We start from the raw sequence: 22026 nt of genomic DNA, 5'->3' as shown, positions 1-22026 counted from the left end.
TTTACTTCCTAATAATGCTCTTCTATGTACCCATACGCCTTAGCAAACAGCTCTTTATCTTTACCAAGACCAAACTGGGCAAGTGTTACCAGCAGCGCCTTTTGAATTTCACGCGGGCCGCTGTTGGAGTTTTGCCAACCTTCAAACCGGGTGGCTTTAACGATCTTGTCGATCTGCTCAACCACATCGCCGATTAACTTTGGCGTGGTTTCTGGGCGGGTTTCCAAGAAGAGTTTGGTTAAGGCCTGTTTGTTATCTTCTTCGGTCACCACATGCTCGCCGGTTTCGCGCTCGGCTTGTACCGTATCTTTGGCGGCGTCTAACAGGCCTTTTAACCAGTCGATGGCTTTGATGACACCGGCTTCGTAGTCTTGGCGCAGTTTTTCTAAGCGTTCACCCAGCTCGACAAACTTAGGGTCGTTGCTGCCACGTAGGCGGCCCATCAAGTCAATTTCGAGGCGTTTCGCGCGCTGCTCTTGCTCTTTGTCTGTCAGGGTGAAAATGGCGTGTTCATCCATGATCAGCTCGTCGATATCGTCGCGGATGCGATTGATGTCGGTATGCTCGTGGATCATCTTGATGGTTTCAGGGCCAAGCGCCGCCCACACCAAAGCGCCGGTTTGGCCGACTGGGCGCACCGATTCATAGATCTGGGCCAACCATTTGTAGTCTTTGCGATACGGGGCTAAGAAGGTGTCTGGGTTAATGGCCGACCATAGCTTAGCTAACACGCCGAAGCTGGCGGCAAACTCATCACGCTTTTCATTGGTCGGCAAACATTCTTGCGCCGCCATAATGCCTTCGAAACCTTCTAAGGTGCGGTCCACATTGGGGAAAAAGGACAAACATTTATCTAACTGGGCGGGTAATAATTCTTTAAAGGCTTCAATGCCTTCTACCACGCCATCAATCTCTTCTGGGTTGTAGGCCAGCGCGGTGCGCAGGTTCTCAAACACGCCAAGGTAATCAATGATGAGGCCCATATCTTTGCGCACGTCGTCTGTTTCGTACAAACGGTTGGTGCGGCACATGGCCTGTAGCAGCGTGTGGTCGCGCAGCGGTTTATCCAAGTACATGCAATAGCAGATAGGCGCGTCAAAGCCGGTGAGCAGCTTGGCGGTGACGATGATCAGCTGCAACGGATGCTTGGGGTCTTTATAGCTTTCGATTAAGTCTTTCTGGGTGTGGTCTTCGGCATCAATCTGCTGCCAGCGCTCAAAATCTTCTTGTTTAATCGGCAATTCCAAATCGTCATGCCATTTACGCCAGTCTTTATTGAGCTTGTCTTTTTTACCGCCTTCTTCGGCTTTTACGGGTGCCTGATCGACGTTCATCACCACTTCAACGGCATTAAAACCGAGCTTTTCACCCAACAAGTAATACATCTGAACGCAGGCATCGCGGTCGTAAACTACGACCATACCTTTCATCTTTTTCGGCTTAACGTGGCTGCTAAAGTGTTCGGCAATATCATTGCTCACAGCGGCCATGCGCTTGGGCGCTTTAAGCATCACTGCTAATTTGCCCGCACGTTTAGATAGTGCGGCTTTTTCTTCGTCGTCGAGATTATTGTCTTTGGCGAGCTGCTCAAACTCTTGGTTGATAGCATCACGGTCTACTCGCAGCTCAGCCAAGCGTGGTTCAAACTTGACCGGGTTAGTGGCGCCATCGCGGATTGACTGCTTGTAGCTGTAGCGGTTCATGTAGCGACCAGGGTCTTCTTCGGCGCCGAATAGCTTAAAGGTGTTGCGGTCGATACCAGAAATCGGTGTACCTGTTAAACCATAAAAGTGCGCTTGTGGCAGGGCCCAGCGCATTTTCTCACCCAAGCCACCTTCCTGCGTGCGGTGGGCTTCGTCCACCAACACAATAATGTTGTCGCGGCTGTTAAGGCCATTAGGGTTGCTATCATCAATCTCGACATCTTTAAACTTAAAGATGGTGGTAATTAAAATGCCGCGGCTGTCTTGTTCGATATGTTCGCCAAGCTTTTTGCAGCTCTGTACCTTGATCAGGTTTTTAACGTCGGCACCGCCAAAGGTTTCGCTAATTTGCGTATCTAGATCACGCCGGTCAACCACAATCAATACGGTGGGGTTTTTCAGGGCATTGTCACTGCGCAGCATCTTGGCCGCGTAAAGCATCAATAACGATTTACCCGAGCCCTGGAAATGCCAGATCAGGCCTTTTTTCGGGTAGCCCTTGCGCACACGGTCAACAATCTGCTTGGCCGCTTCAAACTGCGGGTAACGCGGTAGAATTTTAATGCGCTTGGGTGGCGTGTTTTTACCGGTCTTAACCGTTGAAAACAGTGCGAAAGATTCTAGCAACTGCAATAAAGTTTGCGGGTTTAACAAGCCCTCGCAGCTGTCCAGCACCGATGCCAAGCCGGGCAAAATGTCATCGCGCAGGTCGGTATTGTGCCAAGGGCCCCAGTCTTTTACCCGGGCATTGATGGCACCATAAGCAAAGGTTTTGCCTTCACTGGCAAAACACAGCAGGTTGGGTACAAAGTAGGGTTCAACGTTTTTCCAATAGTGCTTTTTACCGCCCATGAAATCGGCGGCGCCGTCTTGCCAGGTTACACTCGGGCGGGTAGCGGTTTTCACTTCGCCCACCACCAAGGGAATACCGTTTACATAGAGTACAATATCAAAATAGACTTCGGTCGCCGCGATATAGTGCACCTGTTGTGACACCACAAAGTGGTTGTTAGCGATATTGTCAAAATCAATCAGGTTGATGGTGATATGGTCGCCATTCTCACCAAAGGGTAAGGTTTTTTCGGCCATTAACCATTCATGAAAGTTTTCATTGGCCTTTACCAAACCGGTATGACGTGCTTCCAGCACCACACCACGCAGCTTATAAATCACTTCATCGGCATAATCCGGTTGTTTGGCAATATCAGGGTTTAACGAACACAAGGCGTCTTTAAGCCACTCATCTACGAGGATGTCCTGCGCTTGTTTGGGCAGGTTTTCGCCATGGCAGTAAGTCCACTTTACACCGCTTATCCCTTTTAAGCGGTCTATAATTCCATTTTCTGTGACAGTTTGTTCGTTAAACATATAATTACTCCATTAACTCTCGAATCACATTTATTTTGACATCGTTCAAGTTACTCATTTTCTCATTAAGATGACTAACCGATAATCTGATATTGTCGAGTGTAGAAATATACTCATTCAAATTATCTTTCGGAATATCAATCTGTTGAGCTAATACATCACCGTCAGATACTGCTGGGTAGCTTGTGCCAGTAGCTAAGTTTGTTAATGAATGCGTAAATTGTTTACTTAATGTGGCATAAAATATCCATTTTCCATATTTACTTTCTTTTGGTGTCAATACTGAAAAACCCGTTGATGCCACTTTGCCGATTAATTCATCATCTACAAAAAATGATGCTCTGTGGTTAGGTCTTACTGTGCTAACACCTACATCATTTGCGCTTAGAACTCGTTGAGCTCGACTTGGTGCATCAATCCAACTCATGCTATTCAATTCGTTTACTTGACCAGGGAAGCTTACCGAAGAAATATCGACATAATCGAACGAAGTGGTGGAGTTTTTAATTGCTGCCACAGATTTGCAGTTAACTGACACCAAGTTTTTAAGCCTTGATCTACTAAAACCAGTTAACGGTGTTTCACTTCTATCGTTTGTTAAAAAACGATCAATCAAGCGCTGAAAGAGAATTTCTGCACTATTTTTTACAAATTCGACCTGTGCAAGCGTGCTTTCAATTGCTCTCAGTGTACCTAGGTATCTAACCTGCTCTTTATCTTGTAGCAGTCGCAATTCTAGTTTTGCCAACTCTGCAAACTTTGTTCTCGGCGATAACGAGCCTGATGAAGTTTTTACAGCATGATTCCACAGCAAATCTGACTGTATAATAAAGGGTAATAAATCATCTAAAAGTAAACTACTTTTTGGGCAAAGCACGATTATATCCCCAGAACAAATCCCATCAAACTCAGCAATCGCCGCCTTTTTTAAATAAGGACGGCGCTTGCCAAACAGGATATGCCCCTTCTTAAATACACGAGTAAAGCTCGGGTTGTCCTCGGCAATCATTCCCCAGCGTTTAATTTTTAGCGAGCCAGAATCCAAGTGTTCTAAGCCAATGTAACGCTCATAACCATCGGCAATCGGGTCTTTGGTAGTGAGCTTTACTTCGCGGCAAATATCACCAAATTTAACGTTTTGTCTATCAGTCATTGCTTTCTACCTCGTAACCTAACTGCGCGAGGCTTTGGAATAATTTATTGGTCTGCTTTTGCAATTGCACCCGGCTAACCTTCCATGCCTCAATGGCATGTTCAATATCGTGTACTTCGCCATTGTTTTGAGCTTGCACATAAAGCGGAATCGACAGGTTGTAGAGATTCTCTTTGATGGTGTCGATATCGACCAGCGCGGTGATGTCACTTTGCTTATTGGGTTCAAAGTAGGCTTCACAGAGTACAGTTAAATCATCATCAGACAGGCGACTGTGGGCGCGTTCGCGGGTAACGTGTTCTACGCCATTGATAAACAACACCTTGTTTTTACGCTCGGCGGATTTATTGCAATTGAGCACCACCACGCAGGATTCCATCGGCGAGTTGTAAAACAGGTTGGGCCCAAGGCCAATCACCGCTTCGATAATGTCAGACTCGATTACCTGTTTGCGAATGCTTTGCTCGGAATCACGGAACAACACGCCATGTGGCCAAAGCATGGCCGCCCGGCCAGTATCCGGCTTTAAGCTTTTGATGATATGGGTGTAAAACGCATAGTCGGCGCAGCCTTGCGGTGGTACGCCGTAGAGGTTGCGGCCGTATGGGTCGGCAGCAAACTTGTCGCGGTTCCACTTTTTGATGGAGTAAGGCGGGTTAGCGAATATCACATCAAACTGCTTGAGCTGGTCGTTTTCAATAAACTTGGGTTCCGCCAGAGTATCGCCGCGCAGCACATCGAACTCTTCAATGTCGTGCAGGAACATATTCATTCGGGCGATGGCTGAGGTGAGCAGGTTCACCTCTTGGCCATAGAGATGCACGGATCTCCATTCTTTGCCCTGAGAGCGTAAATCCATCACTGCATTCAGCAACATACCGCCGGTGCCACAGGTTGGGTCGTAAGCGGTTTCACCGGGTTTTAAACCCATGATGCGCGTCATCAGATGCACGACGGTACGGTTGGTATAAAACTCGGCAGCGGTGTGGCCAGAGTCGTCAGCGAATTTTTTGATTAGGTATTCGTAAGCTTCACCCAGATCATCCTGAGCGACCGACTTAATCCCCAGCGGAATTTTGCTGAAGTGCTCTATCAGATCAGATAGCAGGTGGTCGGGTAAACGTTCTTTATTGGTCCACTGGGCATCACCAAACACGCCATGTAAGCGCGGGTTGTTGGCTTCAATTAAACGCAGTGCGTTTTGAATGGCCTCACCAATGTTTTTGCTGGTGTGGCGCACCTTTTCCCAGCGTGCTTCTTCAGGTATATCGAAACGATGATGCATTGGCATAGCTGCATACTCTGAATCACCATCATGTAACTCTAGCGCTTCGGTGTATTCTTCCAAATACACATCCGACAGGCGCTTATAAAATAGTAGTGGGAAGATGTACTGCTTATAATCTGAGGCGTCGATTTGGCCTCGTAAAAATTCCGCGGCCCCCCAGAGCAAATCCTCTAACTTTTTCTTGTTCATTGTACTCACAGTTCAAACCCTTCTTTTATCAGTAGGGCTTCCAATTCATCTTCTGCTTTTTCCAGCGCAGTCAGCTTGCTACGAAAATCAGCTAATGCCTCTTCAACGGTTATGCTCTCTTCCTCGAGGGGCTTTTGAACATATCGAGCTATATTGAGGTTGAAGTCGTTTTCTTCGATTTCACTCAACGGCACACAACGCGCAACACCTTCAATTTCATTTGCAGCGGGGCCTTCGGACTCTTGTTGCTTATATATTTTATAAATCTCGTCCGCTTGCTCGTTTGATAGGGTATTCTGCGCGCGCCCCTTGGTGAAGATTTCTTCCGCATTGATAATAAGTACGTGATCTTTATGGCTGACCGGACGCGATTTGCGTAACACCAAAATACAGGCAGGAATACCTGTGCCATAAAATAGGTTTGACGCTACACCTATGATTGCTTCGATGCGGTTTTCTTTTAAAAGCTGTGTACGGATCTTGCCTTCCGCACCGCCCCTAAATAAAACGCCATGGGGCAATACCACTGCCATACGCCCTTGCTCGTTCAGTGAGGCGAACATATGTTGAACCCAAGCAAAGTCACCGTTTGTTTTAGGTGCTAAACCATACTGCTTTCGGCCATAAGGATCGTTAGCCCAAAGATCATAACCCCATTCTTTTAAGCTGAACGGCGGGTTTGCAATAACGCAATCAAACGTTTCGAGGCGGTCATTTTGGATGAACTTGGGTTCTCGAAGTGTATCTCCGCGTATTATGTCGAAGTCTTCCTGCCCATGTAAAAACAGGTTCATACGGGCAATAGCTTCGGTGGTGAGGTTCTTCTCCTGGCCTTTGATTTTTAGCAAACGCGGATCACCGCCGTTTTCTTTAACGTGGTGGATGGTTTCCAGTAGCATCCCGCCCGTACCGCACGCAGGATCGTAAACACTTTCACCCGCTTGCGGGTCTAGAATGTTAACCATTAAGCGAACAATGGTTCGAGGCGTATAGAATTCACCGGCTTTTTTATTGGCTTTATCAGCGAAACGTTTGATTAGGTACTCGTATGCGCGCCCCATATCGTCATCACGCACTGAAGCAACACCAAGGTTTACCTTGTTGAAGTGATTTAACAAGGTCGCCAGAAGTTCATCGGATAGCCGTTCTTTATTGGTCCAGCTTGCATCACCAAATATACCGTGCAGTTTAGGGTTTGCTAACTCTATACCTCTGAAGGCTTCTTTGAGTGATTGCCCTACATCTTTGGTCCGATTGAAGACATGCCGCCAATGACAGTTTTCAGGGATCTGAATTCGGTGAAACATTTCACCTTTAGCAAGCTCTTCATCACCTACTTGTTCCATCGCTTCCTGAAATTCTTCGTCATACACATCACATATACGTTTGAAAAATAAAATAGGGAAAATATATGTTTTGTAATCAGAAGCATCGATGGGCCCGGTAATGATATGTGCCGCATGCCATAAATGTGCTTCGAGGTCCTTTAGTTTTATCAGGGTCATTTACTGCTGGTGTCCTGTTTGATCATCATGTGTTGTTTGCTCAAATAGTTCGCTTATCTCACAATTGAACAAAATGCAAAGTTTATCTATTGCTTCAAGATCTACTTTTTGCGCTGTTTCACGGTAAAGCAGAGTAATAGTATTTCTACTCAACCCGGTTTCTCTGGCAACGTCTGCAATTCGCATTTTGTGCTCGCCCATTAGTCTTGCGAGGTGACACTTGATCACTGTTTGCTCCAAACAAATATGTTTACTATCACTAGAATAACATTCAACACTCAAGAAGCAATTTTTTAAGTTGAAATAGCAAAATTACACATTAAGCCCTAAACCACTTCGTTCAAATCCTGTAAAGCCATAAATCGGAACCCCGCAAGCGGGGCCCCCTTGCTTCGCAACCCTTCGGGCGATTTCTAGCTTGACTGGCTTTTCTCTGCGTAGTCTGTGTTGGCCATGAGGTATGGCGCGCCTTTAGGCGGCAAGCGCCTAAAACTTACCAACCTCATAGCGAAAGGGGCTTATATGAAATCTATGGACTTTATAAACAGGGCTAAAAAAGTAGAATTTGCTGATATAGCAAGGTCGGCAAAGCCGATTGAACGTACAACTCTCAAACACGTTCGGCCTAGCGATAAATGTTACCTGGTTAAAGCAGGCAGTAAGTTACAATTTTGGATCACTCGTGATGATTGCTTGTTGTCTGTGAATGTCTCTCTGCACTCACCATTTTGTGTTTGTACTGATGCAGATAGTTAGATATGTTTCCCATATCCCAACTTTCCCAGTTAGAAATTGAGTATTTTTTAATTTTTTTCATAAATTTTTTTCGATTTCTTTATGGTGAGTACACTGGTGAGTAAGAGGGCTTTTAAATAGACCAAAAACCCCTTACAGACCTTGATTTACCTATCTTCCTGTAAATTTTATCGATAAACAGATCCAAAACATCGAATAAGCGCTTTACAGCATTTTATAAGACCCTTCATCTGCTGGGTCTTTTGTTTTTGAAAGTCTAAAAGCAGGCAAACTTGAGCACTTTTAGCGAAATAAAGTACAATAGATAAATTAAAGGCTTGGATTAGCAATAGTCCGAGCCTATTTATTTTCAATAGAGACAGATCATGGCGCAAACTCGCGGAAATTTATTTATCTTATCGGCCCCTTCAGGTGCAGGTAAATCAAGCTTAATTAGTGCATTACTAAACAAACACAGCGATATGAAGGTATCGGTTTCACACACAACTCGTTCACCTCGCCCTGGTGAAGAAAACGGTGTGCATTATCATTTTGTGTCGGTTGAGGAATTTAAAGCACTGATTGACAAGAATGATTTCTTTGAATGGGCGCAAGTTTTCGATAATTATTACGGCACCTCTAAAAAAGCCATTGAAACTCAGCTCGACGCTGGCATTGATGTATTTTTAGATATCGATTGGCAAGGTGCCCAGCAAATCCGCAACTTAGTGGATGATGTTGAAACCATCTTCATTCTTCCGCCGTCTAAAGAAGAGCTTGAATCACGTTTAAATAATCGTGGTCAAGACTCTGCCGAGGTAATTGCTGGCAGAATGGCAAAGGCACAATCAGAAACATCACACTATAATGAATATGATTATGTGGTTGTGAATGATGACTTTGATACTGCGCTTGCTGAAATCGAAACAATTGTCATGGCAAAACGTTTGTCACTCAAAAGCCAAACTATTCGCCATCAAGAATTATTGAACGCCTTACTTAAATAATACAATTTTAGGTAATAAAGATAAAAATTAACCACAAGCTATTGGCGAATGTAACTTGGTACAGTAAACTACGCCTTTGCTTAAAAATTTATTTGGAGTGCTAAGATGGCTCGCGTAACTGTTGAAGATGCAGTAGATGCAATTGGTAATCGTTTTGACTTAATTTTAGTTGCGGCTCGTCGTGCCCGCCAAATCGCAGTAGGTGGTAAAGATCCACTTGTTGATGCTGAAAATGACAAACCGACAGTCATTGCTTTACGTGAAATTGAAAAAGGGTTAGTTGACAGCTCTTCAATGGACTTAATTGACCGTGAAGAACAACAACACCAAGAAGCCGCTGAAATGGCTGCTGTTGCTGCTATCGTTGGTGGTAACCAATAATCAAGCTCCCCGCTTTGATTTCGCTATACGGCTAGTATTTCTGCACTAGCCGTTGGCAAGCCCTTCTTTTCATCGTATATTCTATTCATACCGTTACCGATTTACTTCATTAGCGCATTGGAGTGTGACTTTGTATCTTTTTGAAGGTCTAAAAAAGAAAATTTCCGAATATTTGTCGCCTGCTGATATAGAGCTGGTACAAAAAGCCTACGTGGTAGCTCGTGAAGCCCACGAGGGGCAAACTCGCTCAAGCGGCGAGCCCTACATTACCCACCCCGTCGAAGTGACACAAATTCTTGCTGGCATGCATTTAGATCACGAAACACTCATGGCAGCCCTGATGCATGATGTGATTGAAGATACCGATTTTAGTCAACAAGACTTAGCCGAAATATTTGGTGATACTGTCGCCGAACTAGTAGAAGGGGTAAGTAAGCTCGATAAGCTCAGCTTTAAAGATAAAAAAGAATTCCAAGCTGAAAATTACCGCAAAATGATTATGGCCATGACTCAAGATATTCGTGTTATCTTGATCAAGCTTGCTGACCGAACACATAATATGCGCACTTTAGGCGCACTTCGTCCCGACAAACGCCGTCGTATTGCCCGCGAAACACTCGAAATTTATGCGCCAATCGCTAACCGTTTAGGTATTCATGATATTAAAAATGAACTGGAAGATTTAGGCTTTCAGGCACTCTACCCAATGCGTCATCGCGCTTTAAAATCTGAAGTGGTTAAAGCTCGCGGCAATCGAAAAGAAGTCATCAGTAACATCAAAAGTGAAATTGAAGCACGCTTAGAAGAAGCAGGTATCGACGCCACTATTTCTGGTCGCGAAAAACACCTCTACAGCATTTACAAAAAAATGCTTAATAAAGAGCTGTCGTTTAATGAAGTGATGGATATTTATGCGTTTCGCATTAACGTAGACAGCATGGATACCTGTTATCGCGTGTTAGGTGTTGCTCATAACCTTTACAAGCCAATCGAAACCCGCTTTAAAGATTACATTGCGGTGCCAAAAACCAATGGTTATCAATCACTTCATACTTCATTAGTTGGCCCACACGGTATTCCTGTTGAGATTCAAATTCGTACCCACGACATGGATCATATGGCCGACAAAGGGGTTGCCGCTCATTGGATGTATAAAAAAGCCGGTGATAGCGCAGGCCATACCGCACAGCAACGTGCACGCCAATGGATGCAAAGCTTACTGGAGCTTCAGCAAAGTGCAGGCTCGTCTTTTGAGTTTGTTGAAAACGTTAAAACAGAGCTATTCCCTGAAGAAATTTATGTATTTACCCCTGATGGCCGAATTGTAGAGCTGCCTATGGGCGCAACGGCTGTTGACTTTGCTTATGCGGTTCATACTGATGTTGGTAATACCTGTGTTGGAGCTCGCGTAAACCGTAAGCCTCACCCACTGAGCAAAGCGCTTGATACGGGTCAAACCGTGGAAGTGATAACCAGCTCAGGCGCACACCCTAATGCAACATGGCTAAATTTTGTCGTCACTGGAAAAGCGCGCCTTGGTATTCGTAATTATCTTAAGAGCCAACAACACGAAGAAGCAATGTTACTTGGCCGTCGATTACTGGACTCAGCCCTTGGCGAACATAAACTGGATGATATTCCAGACGAGAACATTCAACGCGTGCTAACAGAGCATGAGCTAAATACTGTTCTAGAGTTACTTGTTGAAATTGGTTCTGGCAATCTAATGAGTGTACTTATCGCAAAACGTCTAGTACAAGAAGAAACCGACGACTTAAACGATATCGCAAAAAAAGCAAAAGCAACCATCATTGGTACCGAAGGCATGTTAGTTAACTACTCTAAATGCTGTCGCCCTGTACCTGGAGATGCTATCACAGCTCATATAAGCCAAGGTAAAGGCCTTACCGTTCACCGCCAAGAATGTAAAAACATTCGTGGTTGGGAGAAAGAGCGCTCTAAATACTTGGTCGTGAAATGGGATGACAACCCAGAAAAAGAATACATTGCAGCCCTTCGGATTGAGATAATTAATCATCAGGGTGCACTCGCTAAACTTACCAATGTTGTGGCTTCAACCCAAGCAAACATTGTCGAGATAGCAACCGACGAAAAAGAAAGTAATTTATACATGATAGACTTAGGCATTACAGTGAAAAATCGTGTTCACGTTGCCAACATCATGCGCCGCATTCGTGTGATGCCTGATGTACAGCGAGTCTATCGTAAAAAGTAACAAGGATAATCATGAACAAATCTTTTATTTCTACTGATAATGCACCTGCCGCAATTGGCACTTACAGCCAAGCTGTTAAAGTAGGCACAGCCGTTTATTTATCAGGCCAAATTCCACTTGTACCAGAAACAATGGAAGTGGTTTCAGAAGACTTTACTGAGCAAACTCATCAAGTATTCAAAAACTTAACGGCTGTATGTGAAGCTGCCGGCGGCCAAATTCAAGACATGGTTAAGGTTAATATCTTCTTAACTGACCTATCTAATTTCGCGATTGTTAATGACGTGATGAGCCAATACTTCAAGCAACCTTACCCTGCCCGTGCTGCAATTGGCGTTCGTGCATTACCTAAAGGTGTACAAGTTGAGATTGATGGCATCATGGAGTTACCTTCTACAAACTAATCGCCACTTTTGATCTTTCGTGCCAGCTGTTTTTACAGCTGGCACTTTATTATAAAAATCCCTCTATCTCTCAGCCGAAACTCTTGACTCAAAAGCAATTCTCTAGCAATCTGTGTTAATAATTCTAGTTTTAAATAGAAATATATACCTTTAGCTATCACAGTATAAAAGGATCTCCACGTGTTTAAGCTGGCTCATAACGGAAACATCTTATTGGATGTTCATGAACACTCACCACCTAGTGCTGCCTTTATTATTGAGGCACTAGAAAAGTCGTCTTTCTGTGAATGCAGAGTGGATCATGATGCCATCAACAACTTTTTCAAAACCGATATGAAAGAGCGTACGCTTGTTGTTGCTTCAAAGCATGATGCAAGCCTCGAAATAACACTCAGTGATGACAAAATGCTAGCTACAGGCGAGTTAACACTTGCCGAAGGTGGCACAATCATGAGCCTAGAAAACGCCAAAAAAGAGTTAATCAAAGCAGGTGTCGCACGTGGGTATAAACAAGCCTACCTAGAAAAGTTATTACAACAACAACTTGAGCTTCCCGCAGGTGAAAAGGTAAAAGGTGTCGTAGCAAAAGGCCGTTTACCTGTTGATGGACAGCCATCTAAATTAGTACCACAAGTTGAAACATTAAAAGACCGATTGAAAAAGCCAACTCTGCGCGAAGACGGCACCGTTGATATGCGCGACTTTGGTAAATTAGCCAGCGTTGAACCGGGTGTATTATTGGTAAAACAAATCCCCGCGACCCCAGGTAAAGAGGGATTTACCGTCACTGGCGATGTGCTACCTGCAAAAGCAGGTGAAAGCAGCGCACTTGTTGCAGGCGAAGGCACAGAGATTTCAAAAAATAACCCGCTAGAATTAGTTTCGGCAATTTCAGGCGTGCCCGTGGATATTGCTAACGGCATGCGTGTCGATGATATTTTCACCATTGCTGATGTTAACGTTAAAAGTGGTCATGTTGATTTTGAAGGAAGTGTTATTGTCACTCACAATGTCGAACCTGGCATGCGTATAAATGCCAAAGGTGATATTACAGTGATGGGAACAGTTGAATCAGGTCACCTATCTGCCATTGGCGATATAACCATTAAGCAAGGTGTGATTGGTCATCAGCTCGATGATAAAACGCTATCATGCAATATTATTAGTCAAGGTGATATTCACTTATCACACGGCCAATATAGTTATCTAGAAGCCAATAATATTATTATAGAGCGCCAATCGAGTCACTGTATTATGAAAGCCAAAAAGCTGTTGCAAGTTGGCCAAGAAGATAACCCACAAGGTAAGTTATTTGGCGGAGAAATCCTCGATGCGCAAATCATTCTTGCTGGTGAAATTGGCAACGAATCAGGGGCTAAAATGGTTGTAAACCTCGCTGCATCAGGCGCCGATGTCACAGCAGAAACCGACCAATGTTTAAAAGACCTCGCACAAACAGACTCTCAGCTTGATACATTACAAGAAGCCATTGAAAAAGCAGATCAAGTCAAAGATGCTGAAAAGAAAAAGCTGCTACTCGCAAAAATAGGCGCAACACAAACTCATTATTGTCAACAAGCCGAACAGTTAGAGAAAAAGCTATCAAGCTTAGAACATCATCTGCATGACTTACTCGAAGATGCCGAATTGGTCGTGAATAAAGCGCTTCACTCAGGAGTCGAAATACATATTTTCGACAAAGTATTACGCACAAATCGCCAATACCCGCCTTGTAAAGTGAAGCTGGAAGAAAATAAAATCGAAGTTGAGTTCAAAACAAGTTAAAAAGAGGCCTAAAGCCTCTTTTTAACTTAAAGCATTAATTTAAAGAATACCGTCAACCTGCTGCTTCAATTGCTCTGGCCATACACCCACTTGTACCTGACCAATATGCTGTTTTTGTAACAACAACATCGCTAAACGTGACTGACCAATCCCACCACCAATTGTTTGTGGAAATTTTTTCGCTAACAATGCTTTATGCCAATCAAACTCAAGGCGTGCTTGGTCACCTGTAATTGCCAACTGTGTGGCCAATGCATCAGGGCTTACACGAATACCCATTGATGATATTTCGAATGCATCTTCAAGTACTGGGTTCCAAACTAGAATGTCGCCATTTAAACCGGCAAATTTACTACAGGTTTTAGTAGACCAGTCGTCATAATCGGGGGCACGCACATCATGGATTTTCCCATCGGCAAGTGCGCCACCGATACCAATTAGAAATACTGCACCATATTCTTGAGCGACTGCCTTTTCACGCTGTTTTGCGGTGAAATCGGGATACATTTGTCGTAATTGTTCACTGTGCACAAAAGTAATTTGCTCTGGTAAGAACGGTGTTAAACCAAACTCACTGGCAACAAAGCGCTCTGTTGATTTTATTGCTTGATAAATTGATGTGACGGTTTCTTTGAGCTTATCTAAAGTGCGCTCAGTGCTCTCACAGATAACTTTCTCCCAATCCCACTGATCCACATACACTGAATGAATTGGGCTTAATGATTCTTCATCAGGACGAAGCGCTTTCATATGCGTGTAAAGGCCTTCACCTACAGAGAAGTCATGATCTGCAAGTGTTTTTCTTTTCCACTTCGCAAGTGAGTGCACCACTTCAAATTGACTGCTAGGAATCGTTTTCACCGCTACCGACACAGCATTTTCAGTACCGCTTAAGTTATCTTGTATACCATCACCGACTTTAGCCAAAATTGGCGCTTGCACTTCAACAAGCCCTAATTGTTGTTCTAGTTGGCTTGAAAAGAACTGTTTTACTTTGCTTATTTGCTGCTGTTGCTTTAGGTAGTGTGAACTCATAATAATTGGCCTCATTCCCAGTTATTGTTACTTGCTTAATAGAGAACTGAAATCTCTTCGTTAAAACAATCCTCAACTAAATAAAGGTTATTTTCAATAACCATCAATAAAAAGAACTTAACATTGAAATTTTCATAAAAATAATGCTATAAAATTTATTGATTCAACAATTAACACTGAAAAATACGATGGAAAATTATCAAATCGACAATCTCGATAAAAACATCCTTAATGCCTTAATGGAAAATGCGCGCACAGCGTATGCAGAATTAGCTAAACGCTTTGCTGTAAGTGCTGGCACAATTCATGTCAGAGTCGAAAAGATGAAACAAGCTGGCATCATTACGGGCACTCAGGTAAGCATTAATGCAAAGCAACTCGGTTACGATGTATGCTGCTTTATAGGTATCAACCTGAATAATGCCCGCGATTACCCGCAAACTTTATTACATTTAAAAGAGTTAGAAGAAGTGGTTGAAGCCTACTACACCACAGGCAACTACAGTATATTTATCAAAGTGATGGCACGCTCTATTGATCACCTACAAGATGTGTTAATTAATAAGATTCAAGCAATCGAGGCAATTCAATCCACCGAAACACTGATCTCCTTACAAAATCCAATTAGTAGAGCGGTAGTGCCTTAGCACTATACTGCGTATAATCAGCACCAATTAGAATCTGCCAACGAGCACATAACTATGGATACAACTCGCTTTGAGCGTGTGAAGCGCGTATTAGATCGCCGTCAAACAGACCTAACCGTTTGCTTAGAAGAAGTACACAAGCATCATAATTTGTCGGCCATTGCCCGCACAGCTGACGCTACAGGCTGTCATCATGTGCATGCTGTGTGGCCTGATAATCAAAAGTGGCTCACCAATAATACCTCTGGTGGGAGTAAGAATTGGCTCGACACTCACTTACACCGCAATATTGATGATGCTGTTGCTATGATGAGAGCTCATAACCCCGATGTGCAAATTTTGGCAACCAATTTAACTGATGATGCCGTTGATTTTCGTGAAATAGATTACACCAAACCAACAGCTGTGATTGTTGGACAAGAACGTGATGGCATTTCACCTCGTGCGCTTGAACATGCAGATAAGAACATCATTATTCCTATGCAGGGTATGGTGCAATCGCTGAATGTTTCTGTCGCAGCGGCACTTATTTTGTTTGAAGCACAACGCCAACGCGAAGAAGCGGGCTTATATAACCGCAATATGCTCGATGAAAAAGTGAAGCACCGTATTTTGTTTGAAGGTTGCCATCCCATTATTGCTGAGCAATGCCGCGAAAAAGCGCTTCCCTACCCTGCCCTTGATGAAAATGGTGAAATCGTTGCTGATGACATCTTTTGGCACACGTTAAAGCACACGCAAACGCTTGAAGCCACTGACGAGTGCAAGTAAACTGAAAAAAGTCTACTAATTAATAATTTGAGTCACCTTTGAGTCATCCTAGCTTAGCACACTATCCCATTACTGAATTAAAAGGCGTTGGCCCTAAAATGGCCGAGCGTCTTGCTAAGCTGGGAATAAACACAGTGCAAGATATGCTGTTTCATTTACCTCATCGCTACGAAGACCGCACGCGTATCCATGCCATATGTGACTTACAGCCTCACAGTCATGTCAGCATTGAAGCCACGGTTGAAACAAGCCAAATAACATTTGGTAAGCGCCGTATGTTGGTATGCCAAGTGAATGATGGCACGGGTCGCTTAACGCTGCGTTTTTTTAACTTTAATGCGGCACAAAAAAATGCGCTGAGTGCGGGTAAAATCATACGCTGTTTTGGCGAAATACGCCGTGGGCGGGTTGGTTTTGAAATGACTCACCCTGAATATAGTTTGTCAGACACTGCGTCAGAGCAACCAACAAACACAACCCTGACACCGGTTTATCCTGTCACAGAAGGGGCTGAAGCAGCTGTCTATTCGCGCTTTAAGTGATCAAGCGCTCAACTTACTTGCAAAATACCCTGTAGAAGAATTATTGCCAGAACAATTTCAACCAACTGGCATGCGTTTAAGTGATGCACTTTTAACATTGCACCGCCCACAAAATGATGTTGATTTAACGGCACTGGAGCAAGGCTTTCATCCTGCACAGCAACGACTAGTCTTTGAAGAGTTACTGGCACAAAACATCAGCTTATTAAAACTTCGTCAAAAAGGTCAAAGTGTCAAAGCGGTCGCCTTAACACCGCATAATCAACTAGAACAACAGTTTTTAACACAGCTCCCTTTTAGCCCAACTAATGCGCAAAGTCGGGTGGTTGCAGAAATCAAAGGGGACTTACAGCATCCCTTCCCAATGATGAGATTAGTGCAAGGAGATGTTGGTTCAGGTAAAACATTAGTCGCAGCACTGAGCGCTTTAACAGCGATTAGTGAAGGTTACCAAGTAGCTTTAATGGCACCAACTGAGATTTTATCAGAACAACATGGCATCAACTTTAGCCAATGGTTTAAAGAACTCGGTATTGAAGTCGCTTGGCTTGGAGGTAAAAGCAAAGGTAAAGAGCGCACCGTCACACTCGAAAAAATAGCCTCTGGCGAAGCACAAATGATCGTAGGTACGCATGCGCTATTTCAAGATCAGGTTGAGTTTAATAACCTTGTTTTAATTATTATTGATGAGCAACACCGCTTTGGTGTGCACCAGCGCTTATCACTGCGTGAAAAAGGTCGCTTTGGTGATTGCTACCCACATCAACTCGTTATGACCGCCACACCTATTCCCCGCACTTTAGCGATGACAGCTTATGCAGATTTAGAAACCTCCATCATAGACGAACTTCCCCCTGGTCGAACGCCTATTACGACAGTTGCAATCCCCGATACTCGCCGTGATGAAATTATTCAACGGGTCAAAACAGCCTGCCAAGAGCAAGGCCGTCAAGTATATTGGGTTTGCACCTTAATCGATGAATCGGAAGTACTGCAATGTCAAGCAGCTGAAGATAGCGCAGAGCAATTAAAAAATGCACTTCCTGAATTGCAGGTAGGCTTAGTACATGGCCGTATGAAAGCCGCAGAAAAACAAGCCATTATGAGCGAGTTTAAAGCGGGTAATATTCACGTATTAGTTGCAACGACAGTGATTGAAGTGGGTGTTGATGTGCCCAATGCGAGCCTGATTATTATTGAAAACCCAGAACGATTAGGGCTTGCACAACTCCACCAGCTGCGCGGCCGTGTTGGTCGTGGTGCAACTGCATCACACTGTGTTTTACTTTATCATGCCCCGCTCTCTGCAACAGCGCAAAAACGTTTAGGAGTGCTACGTGAAAGCAATGATGGCTTTGTTATCGCCGAAAGAGACCTCGAAATTCGCGGTCCAGGTGAAGTACTTGGCACAAAACAAACAGGCTTAGCTGATTTTAAAATCGCTGACTTGAGCCGTGATACACAAACCTTAACACAAGTACGCCCAATCGCATTTAAAATGCTTGAGCAATTCCCCACACAAAGTGAAAAGCTTATTCAACGTTGGCTTGCTGGCAAGTCCGACTACGCCTTAGCGTAATACAGATAATATAAAAAAAGCCCAGCAGATGCTGGGCTAACAAGTTAGGGAGTTATTCCTTTAGAGGATTAAAACTTGTACTCAATACCAACACCTAAGTAGTCTTGATCAACTTGGTTGTCAGTATCAAATGTTGAGTAGAAACCAAATACCTTGGTGTTTTTGCTTAGCTTGTGATCAACACCTGCTGAAATAGCTGTTTTCTTGTCGCCTTCATCAAAGTCAATGACTTGATATTGAACTTTAAATGTATTGCTATTCATTTGATAAGCCGCATTCACTAAATAGCCGTCAGCCTCTGCACTGCCATCTACTTTTTCTTGTGTTTGGTACATTGCGCCTAGTTTGAAGTCGCCAACTTTACCTTGCACTGTCGCACGAACAATATCGTAGCCTTTCACTTCACTGTCTGCTGCAACAGAAGCGTATATTTTGCTTTCTTTAAGTTTAGCGTCACCATACGTCAGTGCTACTGAGTAACCATCATCAGCATCTACATCATCTTCCGCGATGTAAGTCGCTAATACTTTGAAACCACTAAAATCATTTGATGCATAAGAGATAGAATCACCTAAACGATTCTCACCTTTGAATACGTTTTTAATATCACCTTCAAGGTCATTAAATAAATCAATTTTACCTTGAGATTGCTTCATCGCAGTGTCATTACGACCAATTACAACTTGACCAAAGCCACCTTTAACACCTACATATTGGTTACGTGCAGTAATGTTGTCATCGTTATCGCCTTTAGAATCAGCATCAGAGACATCAACACCAAACTCAAATTTGTATACAGCTTCTAAGCCTTCAGTTAGCTTCTCAGAACCTTTTAAGCCAAAACGTGAGTTATTGCTTTTAATTTCAGTAAAAGACCCTTCGCCATCATCTGATGATTGAACAGTCACGTTGGCTTTACCATATAAATCTACATCAGCTAGTGCAGAAAAAGATAAACCACCAAATAAAGCTAGGAATAAGCTAGACTTTGCAAATTTCATGTCGTTTCCTCAATAATCGCAACAAAAAACACATACTCGTGTTTGATTGAGCGCAGTGTGCCAGTGAAAAATGACAGAAAGATGACAGTTGAAACAAAAACGTCAATTTATATTCATAAAAGGTAATTATTTTTGTAATTAAAATATATTTTAAAAACATCAGTTGGTTATAAAATGAGAGAGCCTGTGGCATGTGTTGGACTTTTTTAAAAACTTTACTGCATCACAACCTTTATCAGTTCATGATAGAAGCAATACGAGTAGTTTAAACAAAGATAAATGCTTGCTATATCACAACTTCATTTACAGTCATTTACAATAACTTTATAGCTAAAAATGTAATAATATAACAACGCATAAGCTGGCTAATAATATGCTTTTGTTCACTTAATACTTGCTAGTAAAGGTGATCTCCGCCAGCCATAATAAGCGCTCATTTTTTATTATCCCTATTCTCAAAACAAAAAACAAACACAATAAAATGATAACTATTATCACTTCCAATTAAAATTTAAACATGCTTTATTAGCTATGTTATAACATTTAACAAAACAATAATTACTTACACTACTTAAATTCTGGTTGGAAAAAATGAAAAGGTCTGTTCTAACAGTAAGTGTTCTTACTGGTTTATTTTCAATGCAATCATTTGCAACTCAAACTATTGAAAAACTTGAAGTTCAAGGTACGCGTACACCACTTTATAGTACCCGAGATGTAAATGCCTCGGCACTAGGAATCAAAGATCCTCAGTTTTTACCTATTTCTATTCAATCTTTTTCTGAAGAGTTAATAACAAATCAAAGAGTAAAAACGTTGAGCGAAGTGCTTGCCAATGATGCATCTGTACAAAATACGGCTATCGGCACAGTATTTGATTTTGTCAGCCTGAGGGGCTTTCAACTCGATTGGACAAATGGTCTAAGACGAGATGGCCTTGCTCTTGCTCCTTATCAGGATGTGCCACTGGAGAACATTCAACGAATCGATATTATTAAAGGTCCATCAAGCTTAGTCTCAGGTTTTAACAACCCTGGCGGCACGATTAACTACGTAACAAAGCGCCCAACGATGGACTCCTTTTTAGATATCACGACAGAATTTCGTAGTCGTGCGGGCCGTTATATTCATGTAGATTTTGGTGGTCCTTTATATAGTGAGCAAACTTTTGGTTATCGTATCAACGCCGCAGCAGAAAAAAATGGCGATTTTACTGGTGGTGACGACCTAGAAAGGTACTTTTTTAGCGCAGCTCTAGACTGGCAACTGTCTGATCGTATTTTTATTCGCTTAGATGGCGACTATCAAGACAAAAGCACTGTATCACAACCACTTATTGGTTTAGCGCGTGACCCAAATGATGATAGCCGTTCCGTGCTCCCACCTTATGTAGATACGAGTGAAGTATTACTTGGCCAACCTTGGGCAAAATATAAAACCAAGTCCTTCAATATAGCGGCGCGAGTGGATTTTTGGCTCAATGATAACTGGCAGTGGGTTAACCAAGTCGCACTTTCGGGGAATGATCGGTTCACTATTTTTCCTGATATATATTCAGTTGATTTAGAAGGAAATGTTCTATCAGCAAGTATTCAAGTAACGCCAAATGAAACCTATGATACGGTTTCTGCCCACAGCTTCTTTACAGGGCAACTTGTTACTGCAGGCATTGAACATGAACTCGTTGTCGGCGCAAGTATTCGTGACTACCAATCTAAAGATGGTCGCTGGTTTGAGTTAGACAATCCTGTTGGTAACATATTTAACCCTATACATGTAAGTAAACCAGTCTTCCCAGAATACCCCGACCCAACAACAACCGATACAACCGAAAGCTCATTTTTCATTACCGATACCCTGCATTTTAATGATGTATTTTATGCGACTCTAGGGCTGCGTCATATTCAATATAAAAAAGATCAAACCGCACCAAACCAAGCTAAATCAAGATTAGATGATCGCACCTTCAACACACCTATTATTGGCTTAAATTATAACCCGAACGATCAACTCGCTTTTTATGCCAGTTACTCTGAAGGTGCTGGAGAAGGTGGCGTAGCAGTAATTGGCAGTGGAGCAATTAACGAAGGCGAATCGTTAGGGCCACAAGAAAGTGAACAAATAGAAGCCGGTATAAAATACCAAACTGACTCAATGAACTATTCCGTTGCAGTATTCGAAATTGAAAAAATGCTGGAATACCATAACCATATCACCAATTACTTTGTACAAGACGGGACTCAATCTCATAAAGGTATCGAACTTAATGCCAGCGGCTCGTTTATTGAAGGCCTATCAACTGTTGCTTCGATAACATTTATGGACCCTAGTTTGGATGAGCTTGATGGTGAACCTGCACTCAATGGTAATCGTCCTGCAAATGTTCCTAAATTCCAAGCAAATCTATTTTTAGATTATCAACTCCCTTTCTTAGAAAACCTAAGTGTAAATGCAGGCATGTTTCATGTGGGTGAACGGGAACAAAATGTTAATAACAATTTGAACCTTCCGGCTTATACACGCTTTGATTTAGGTGCCAAATATCACTTTAGTGATTTTAACACCACACTGCGAATTAAGGCCGAAAACCTATTTGATAAAGAGTACTGGCTGTCTGGCGGTGCTAAAGGCATAGATTGGGGCGTCGCGTCAGGTCGCGGCCGGACACTTATTGCATCATTAAGCGTCAGCTTTTAA

The 22026-nt window shown here is 43.0% G+C and carries 16 protein-coding genes and 1 pseudogene; 10 read left to right on the top strand and 7 right to left on the bottom strand.

The genetic code is table 11. From position 1 onward, the window contains the following. Nucleotides 1-8 precede the first annotated feature (8 nt). Genes L0Z67_RS02700 through L0Z67_RS02680 form a run of 5 tightly spaced genes read right to left on the bottom strand, consistent with a single transcriptional unit; the run spans nt 9 to nt 7434 of the window. Nucleotides 9-3071: a type I restriction endonuclease subunit R gene (locus L0Z67_RS02700; protein WP_405128433.1), complete on the bottom strand. Its 3063-nt coding sequence runs from the start codon at nt 3069-3071 to the stop codon at nt 9-11. Nucleotides 3072-3075: 4 nt separating this feature from the next. After that, nucleotides 3076-4224, bottom strand: a complete 1149-nt coding sequence (locus L0Z67_RS02695) for a hypothetical protein (RefSeq protein ID WP_405128432.1) — start codon at nt 4222-4224, stop codon at nt 3076-3078. Then, nucleotides 4217-5701, bottom strand: coding sequence for an N-6 DNA methylase (locus L0Z67_RS02690; protein WP_405128431.1), 1485 nt, complete (start codon nt 5699-5701; stop codon nt 4217-4219). The genes L0Z67_RS02695 and L0Z67_RS02690 overlap by 8 nt, the downstream gene beginning before the upstream one ends. A gap of 5 nt (nt 5702-5706) precedes the next feature. Beyond that, complete coding sequence (locus L0Z67_RS02685) at nt 5707-7206, bottom strand: N-6 DNA methylase (RefSeq protein WP_405128430.1); 1500 nt, start codon at nt 7204-7206, stop codon at nt 5707-5709. Next, entirely contained in the window at nt 7207-7434 is a 228-nt protein-coding gene (locus L0Z67_RS02680) for a helix-turn-helix domain-containing protein (protein WP_405128429.1), read from the bottom strand. It lies immediately after the preceding gene. Between the two features lie 294 nt (nt 7435-7728). Here L0Z67_RS02680 and L0Z67_RS02675 point away from each other — a divergent pair, with 294 nt between their 5' ends. From L0Z67_RS02675 to L0Z67_RS02650, 6 genes are all read left to right on the top strand, one after another. Next, a complete protein-coding gene (locus tag L0Z67_RS02675) occupies nt 7729-7962 on the top strand; it encodes a hypothetical protein (protein WP_405128428.1) in 234 nt (77 codons plus the stop codon). Between the two features lie 365 nt (nt 7963-8327). Continuing rightward, the gene (gmk, locus tag L0Z67_RS02670; protein WP_237114804.1) at nt 8328-8948 is read left to right on the top strand and encodes a guanylate kinase; all 621 of its coding nucleotides are present in this window, start codon (nt 8328-8330) and stop codon (nt 8946-8948) included. Between the two features lie 105 nt (nt 8949-9053). Next, the gene (gene rpoZ / locus L0Z67_RS02665; RefSeq protein ID WP_054554225.1) at nt 9054-9329 is read left to right on the top strand and encodes a DNA-directed RNA polymerase subunit omega; all 276 of its coding nucleotides are present in this window, start codon (nt 9054-9056) and stop codon (nt 9327-9329) included. A 130-nt stretch (nt 9330-9459) separates the two neighbouring features. After that, nucleotides 9460-11565 (top strand): bifunctional GTP diphosphokinase/guanosine-3',5'-bis pyrophosphate 3'-pyrophosphohydrolase, encoded by a 2106-nt coding sequence (gene spoT / locus L0Z67_RS02660; protein ID WP_062567389.1) that lies wholly within the window; start codon nt 9460-9462, stop codon nt 11563-11565. A gap of 11 nt (nt 11566-11576) precedes the next feature. Next, nucleotides 11577-11969 carry a RidA family protein gene (locus L0Z67_RS02655; RefSeq protein ID WP_062567388.1) on the top strand — a complete coding sequence of 131 codons (393 nt, stop codon included), beginning with the start codon at nt 11577-11579 and terminating at the stop codon, nt 11967-11969. Between the two features lie 180 nt (nt 11970-12149). Then, entirely contained in the window at nt 12150-13754 is a 1605-nt protein-coding gene (locus L0Z67_RS02650; RefSeq protein WP_062567387.1) for a DUF342 domain-containing protein, read from the top strand. A gap of 39 nt (nt 13755-13793) precedes the next feature. Here the strand turns inward: L0Z67_RS02650 and asnA are convergent, their stop codons facing one another. After that, entirely contained in the window at nt 13794-14789 is a 996-nt protein-coding gene (gene asnA / locus L0Z67_RS02645; protein ID WP_062567386.1) for an aspartate--ammonia ligase, read from the bottom strand. A 188-nt stretch (nt 14790-14977) separates the two neighbouring features. On the opposite strand from asnA, the gene asnC reads away from it, so the two are divergent. From asnC to recG, 3 genes and pseudogenes are all read left to right on the top strand, one after another. Continuing rightward, the gene (gene asnC, locus L0Z67_RS02640) at nt 14978-15436 is read left to right on the top strand and encodes a transcriptional regulator AsnC (protein ID WP_062567385.1); all 459 of its coding nucleotides are present in this window, start codon (nt 14978-14980) and stop codon (nt 15434-15436) included. 54 nt (nt 15437-15490) lie between these two features. Then, nucleotides 15491-16207: a tRNA (guanosine(18)-2'-O)-methyltransferase TrmH gene (trmH, locus tag L0Z67_RS02635; RefSeq protein ID WP_062567384.1), complete on the top strand. Its 717-nt coding sequence runs from the start codon at nt 15491-15493 to the stop codon at nt 16205-16207. A gap of 38 nt (nt 16208-16245) precedes the next feature. Beyond that, nucleotides 16246-18328: pseudogene (recG, locus tag L0Z67_RS02630) on the top strand (ATP-dependent DNA helicase RecG). Between the two features lie 68 nt (nt 18329-18396). Here the strand turns inward: recG and L0Z67_RS02625 are convergent. Next, complete coding sequence (locus L0Z67_RS02625; protein WP_062567382.1) at nt 18397-19329, bottom strand: porin; 933 nt, start codon at nt 19327-19329, stop codon at nt 18397-18399. A gap of 591 nt (nt 19330-19920) precedes the next feature. On the opposite strand from L0Z67_RS02625, the gene L0Z67_RS02620 reads away from it, so the two are divergent. Next, on the top strand, nt 19921-22026 hold the full coding sequence (locus L0Z67_RS02620; RefSeq protein ID WP_405128427.1) for a TonB-dependent siderophore receptor: 2106 nt from the start codon (nt 19921-19923) through the stop codon (nt 22024-22026).

This window comes from Pseudoalteromonas sp. PB2-1 (assembly GCF_045040605.1).
Classification (GTDB): Bacteria; Pseudomonadota; Gammaproteobacteria; order Enterobacterales; family Alteromonadaceae; genus Pseudoalteromonas; species Pseudoalteromonas arabiensis.
Note: the sequence above shows the minus strand (reverse complement) of the source record. Positions and strands in the feature narration are given on the sequence as shown.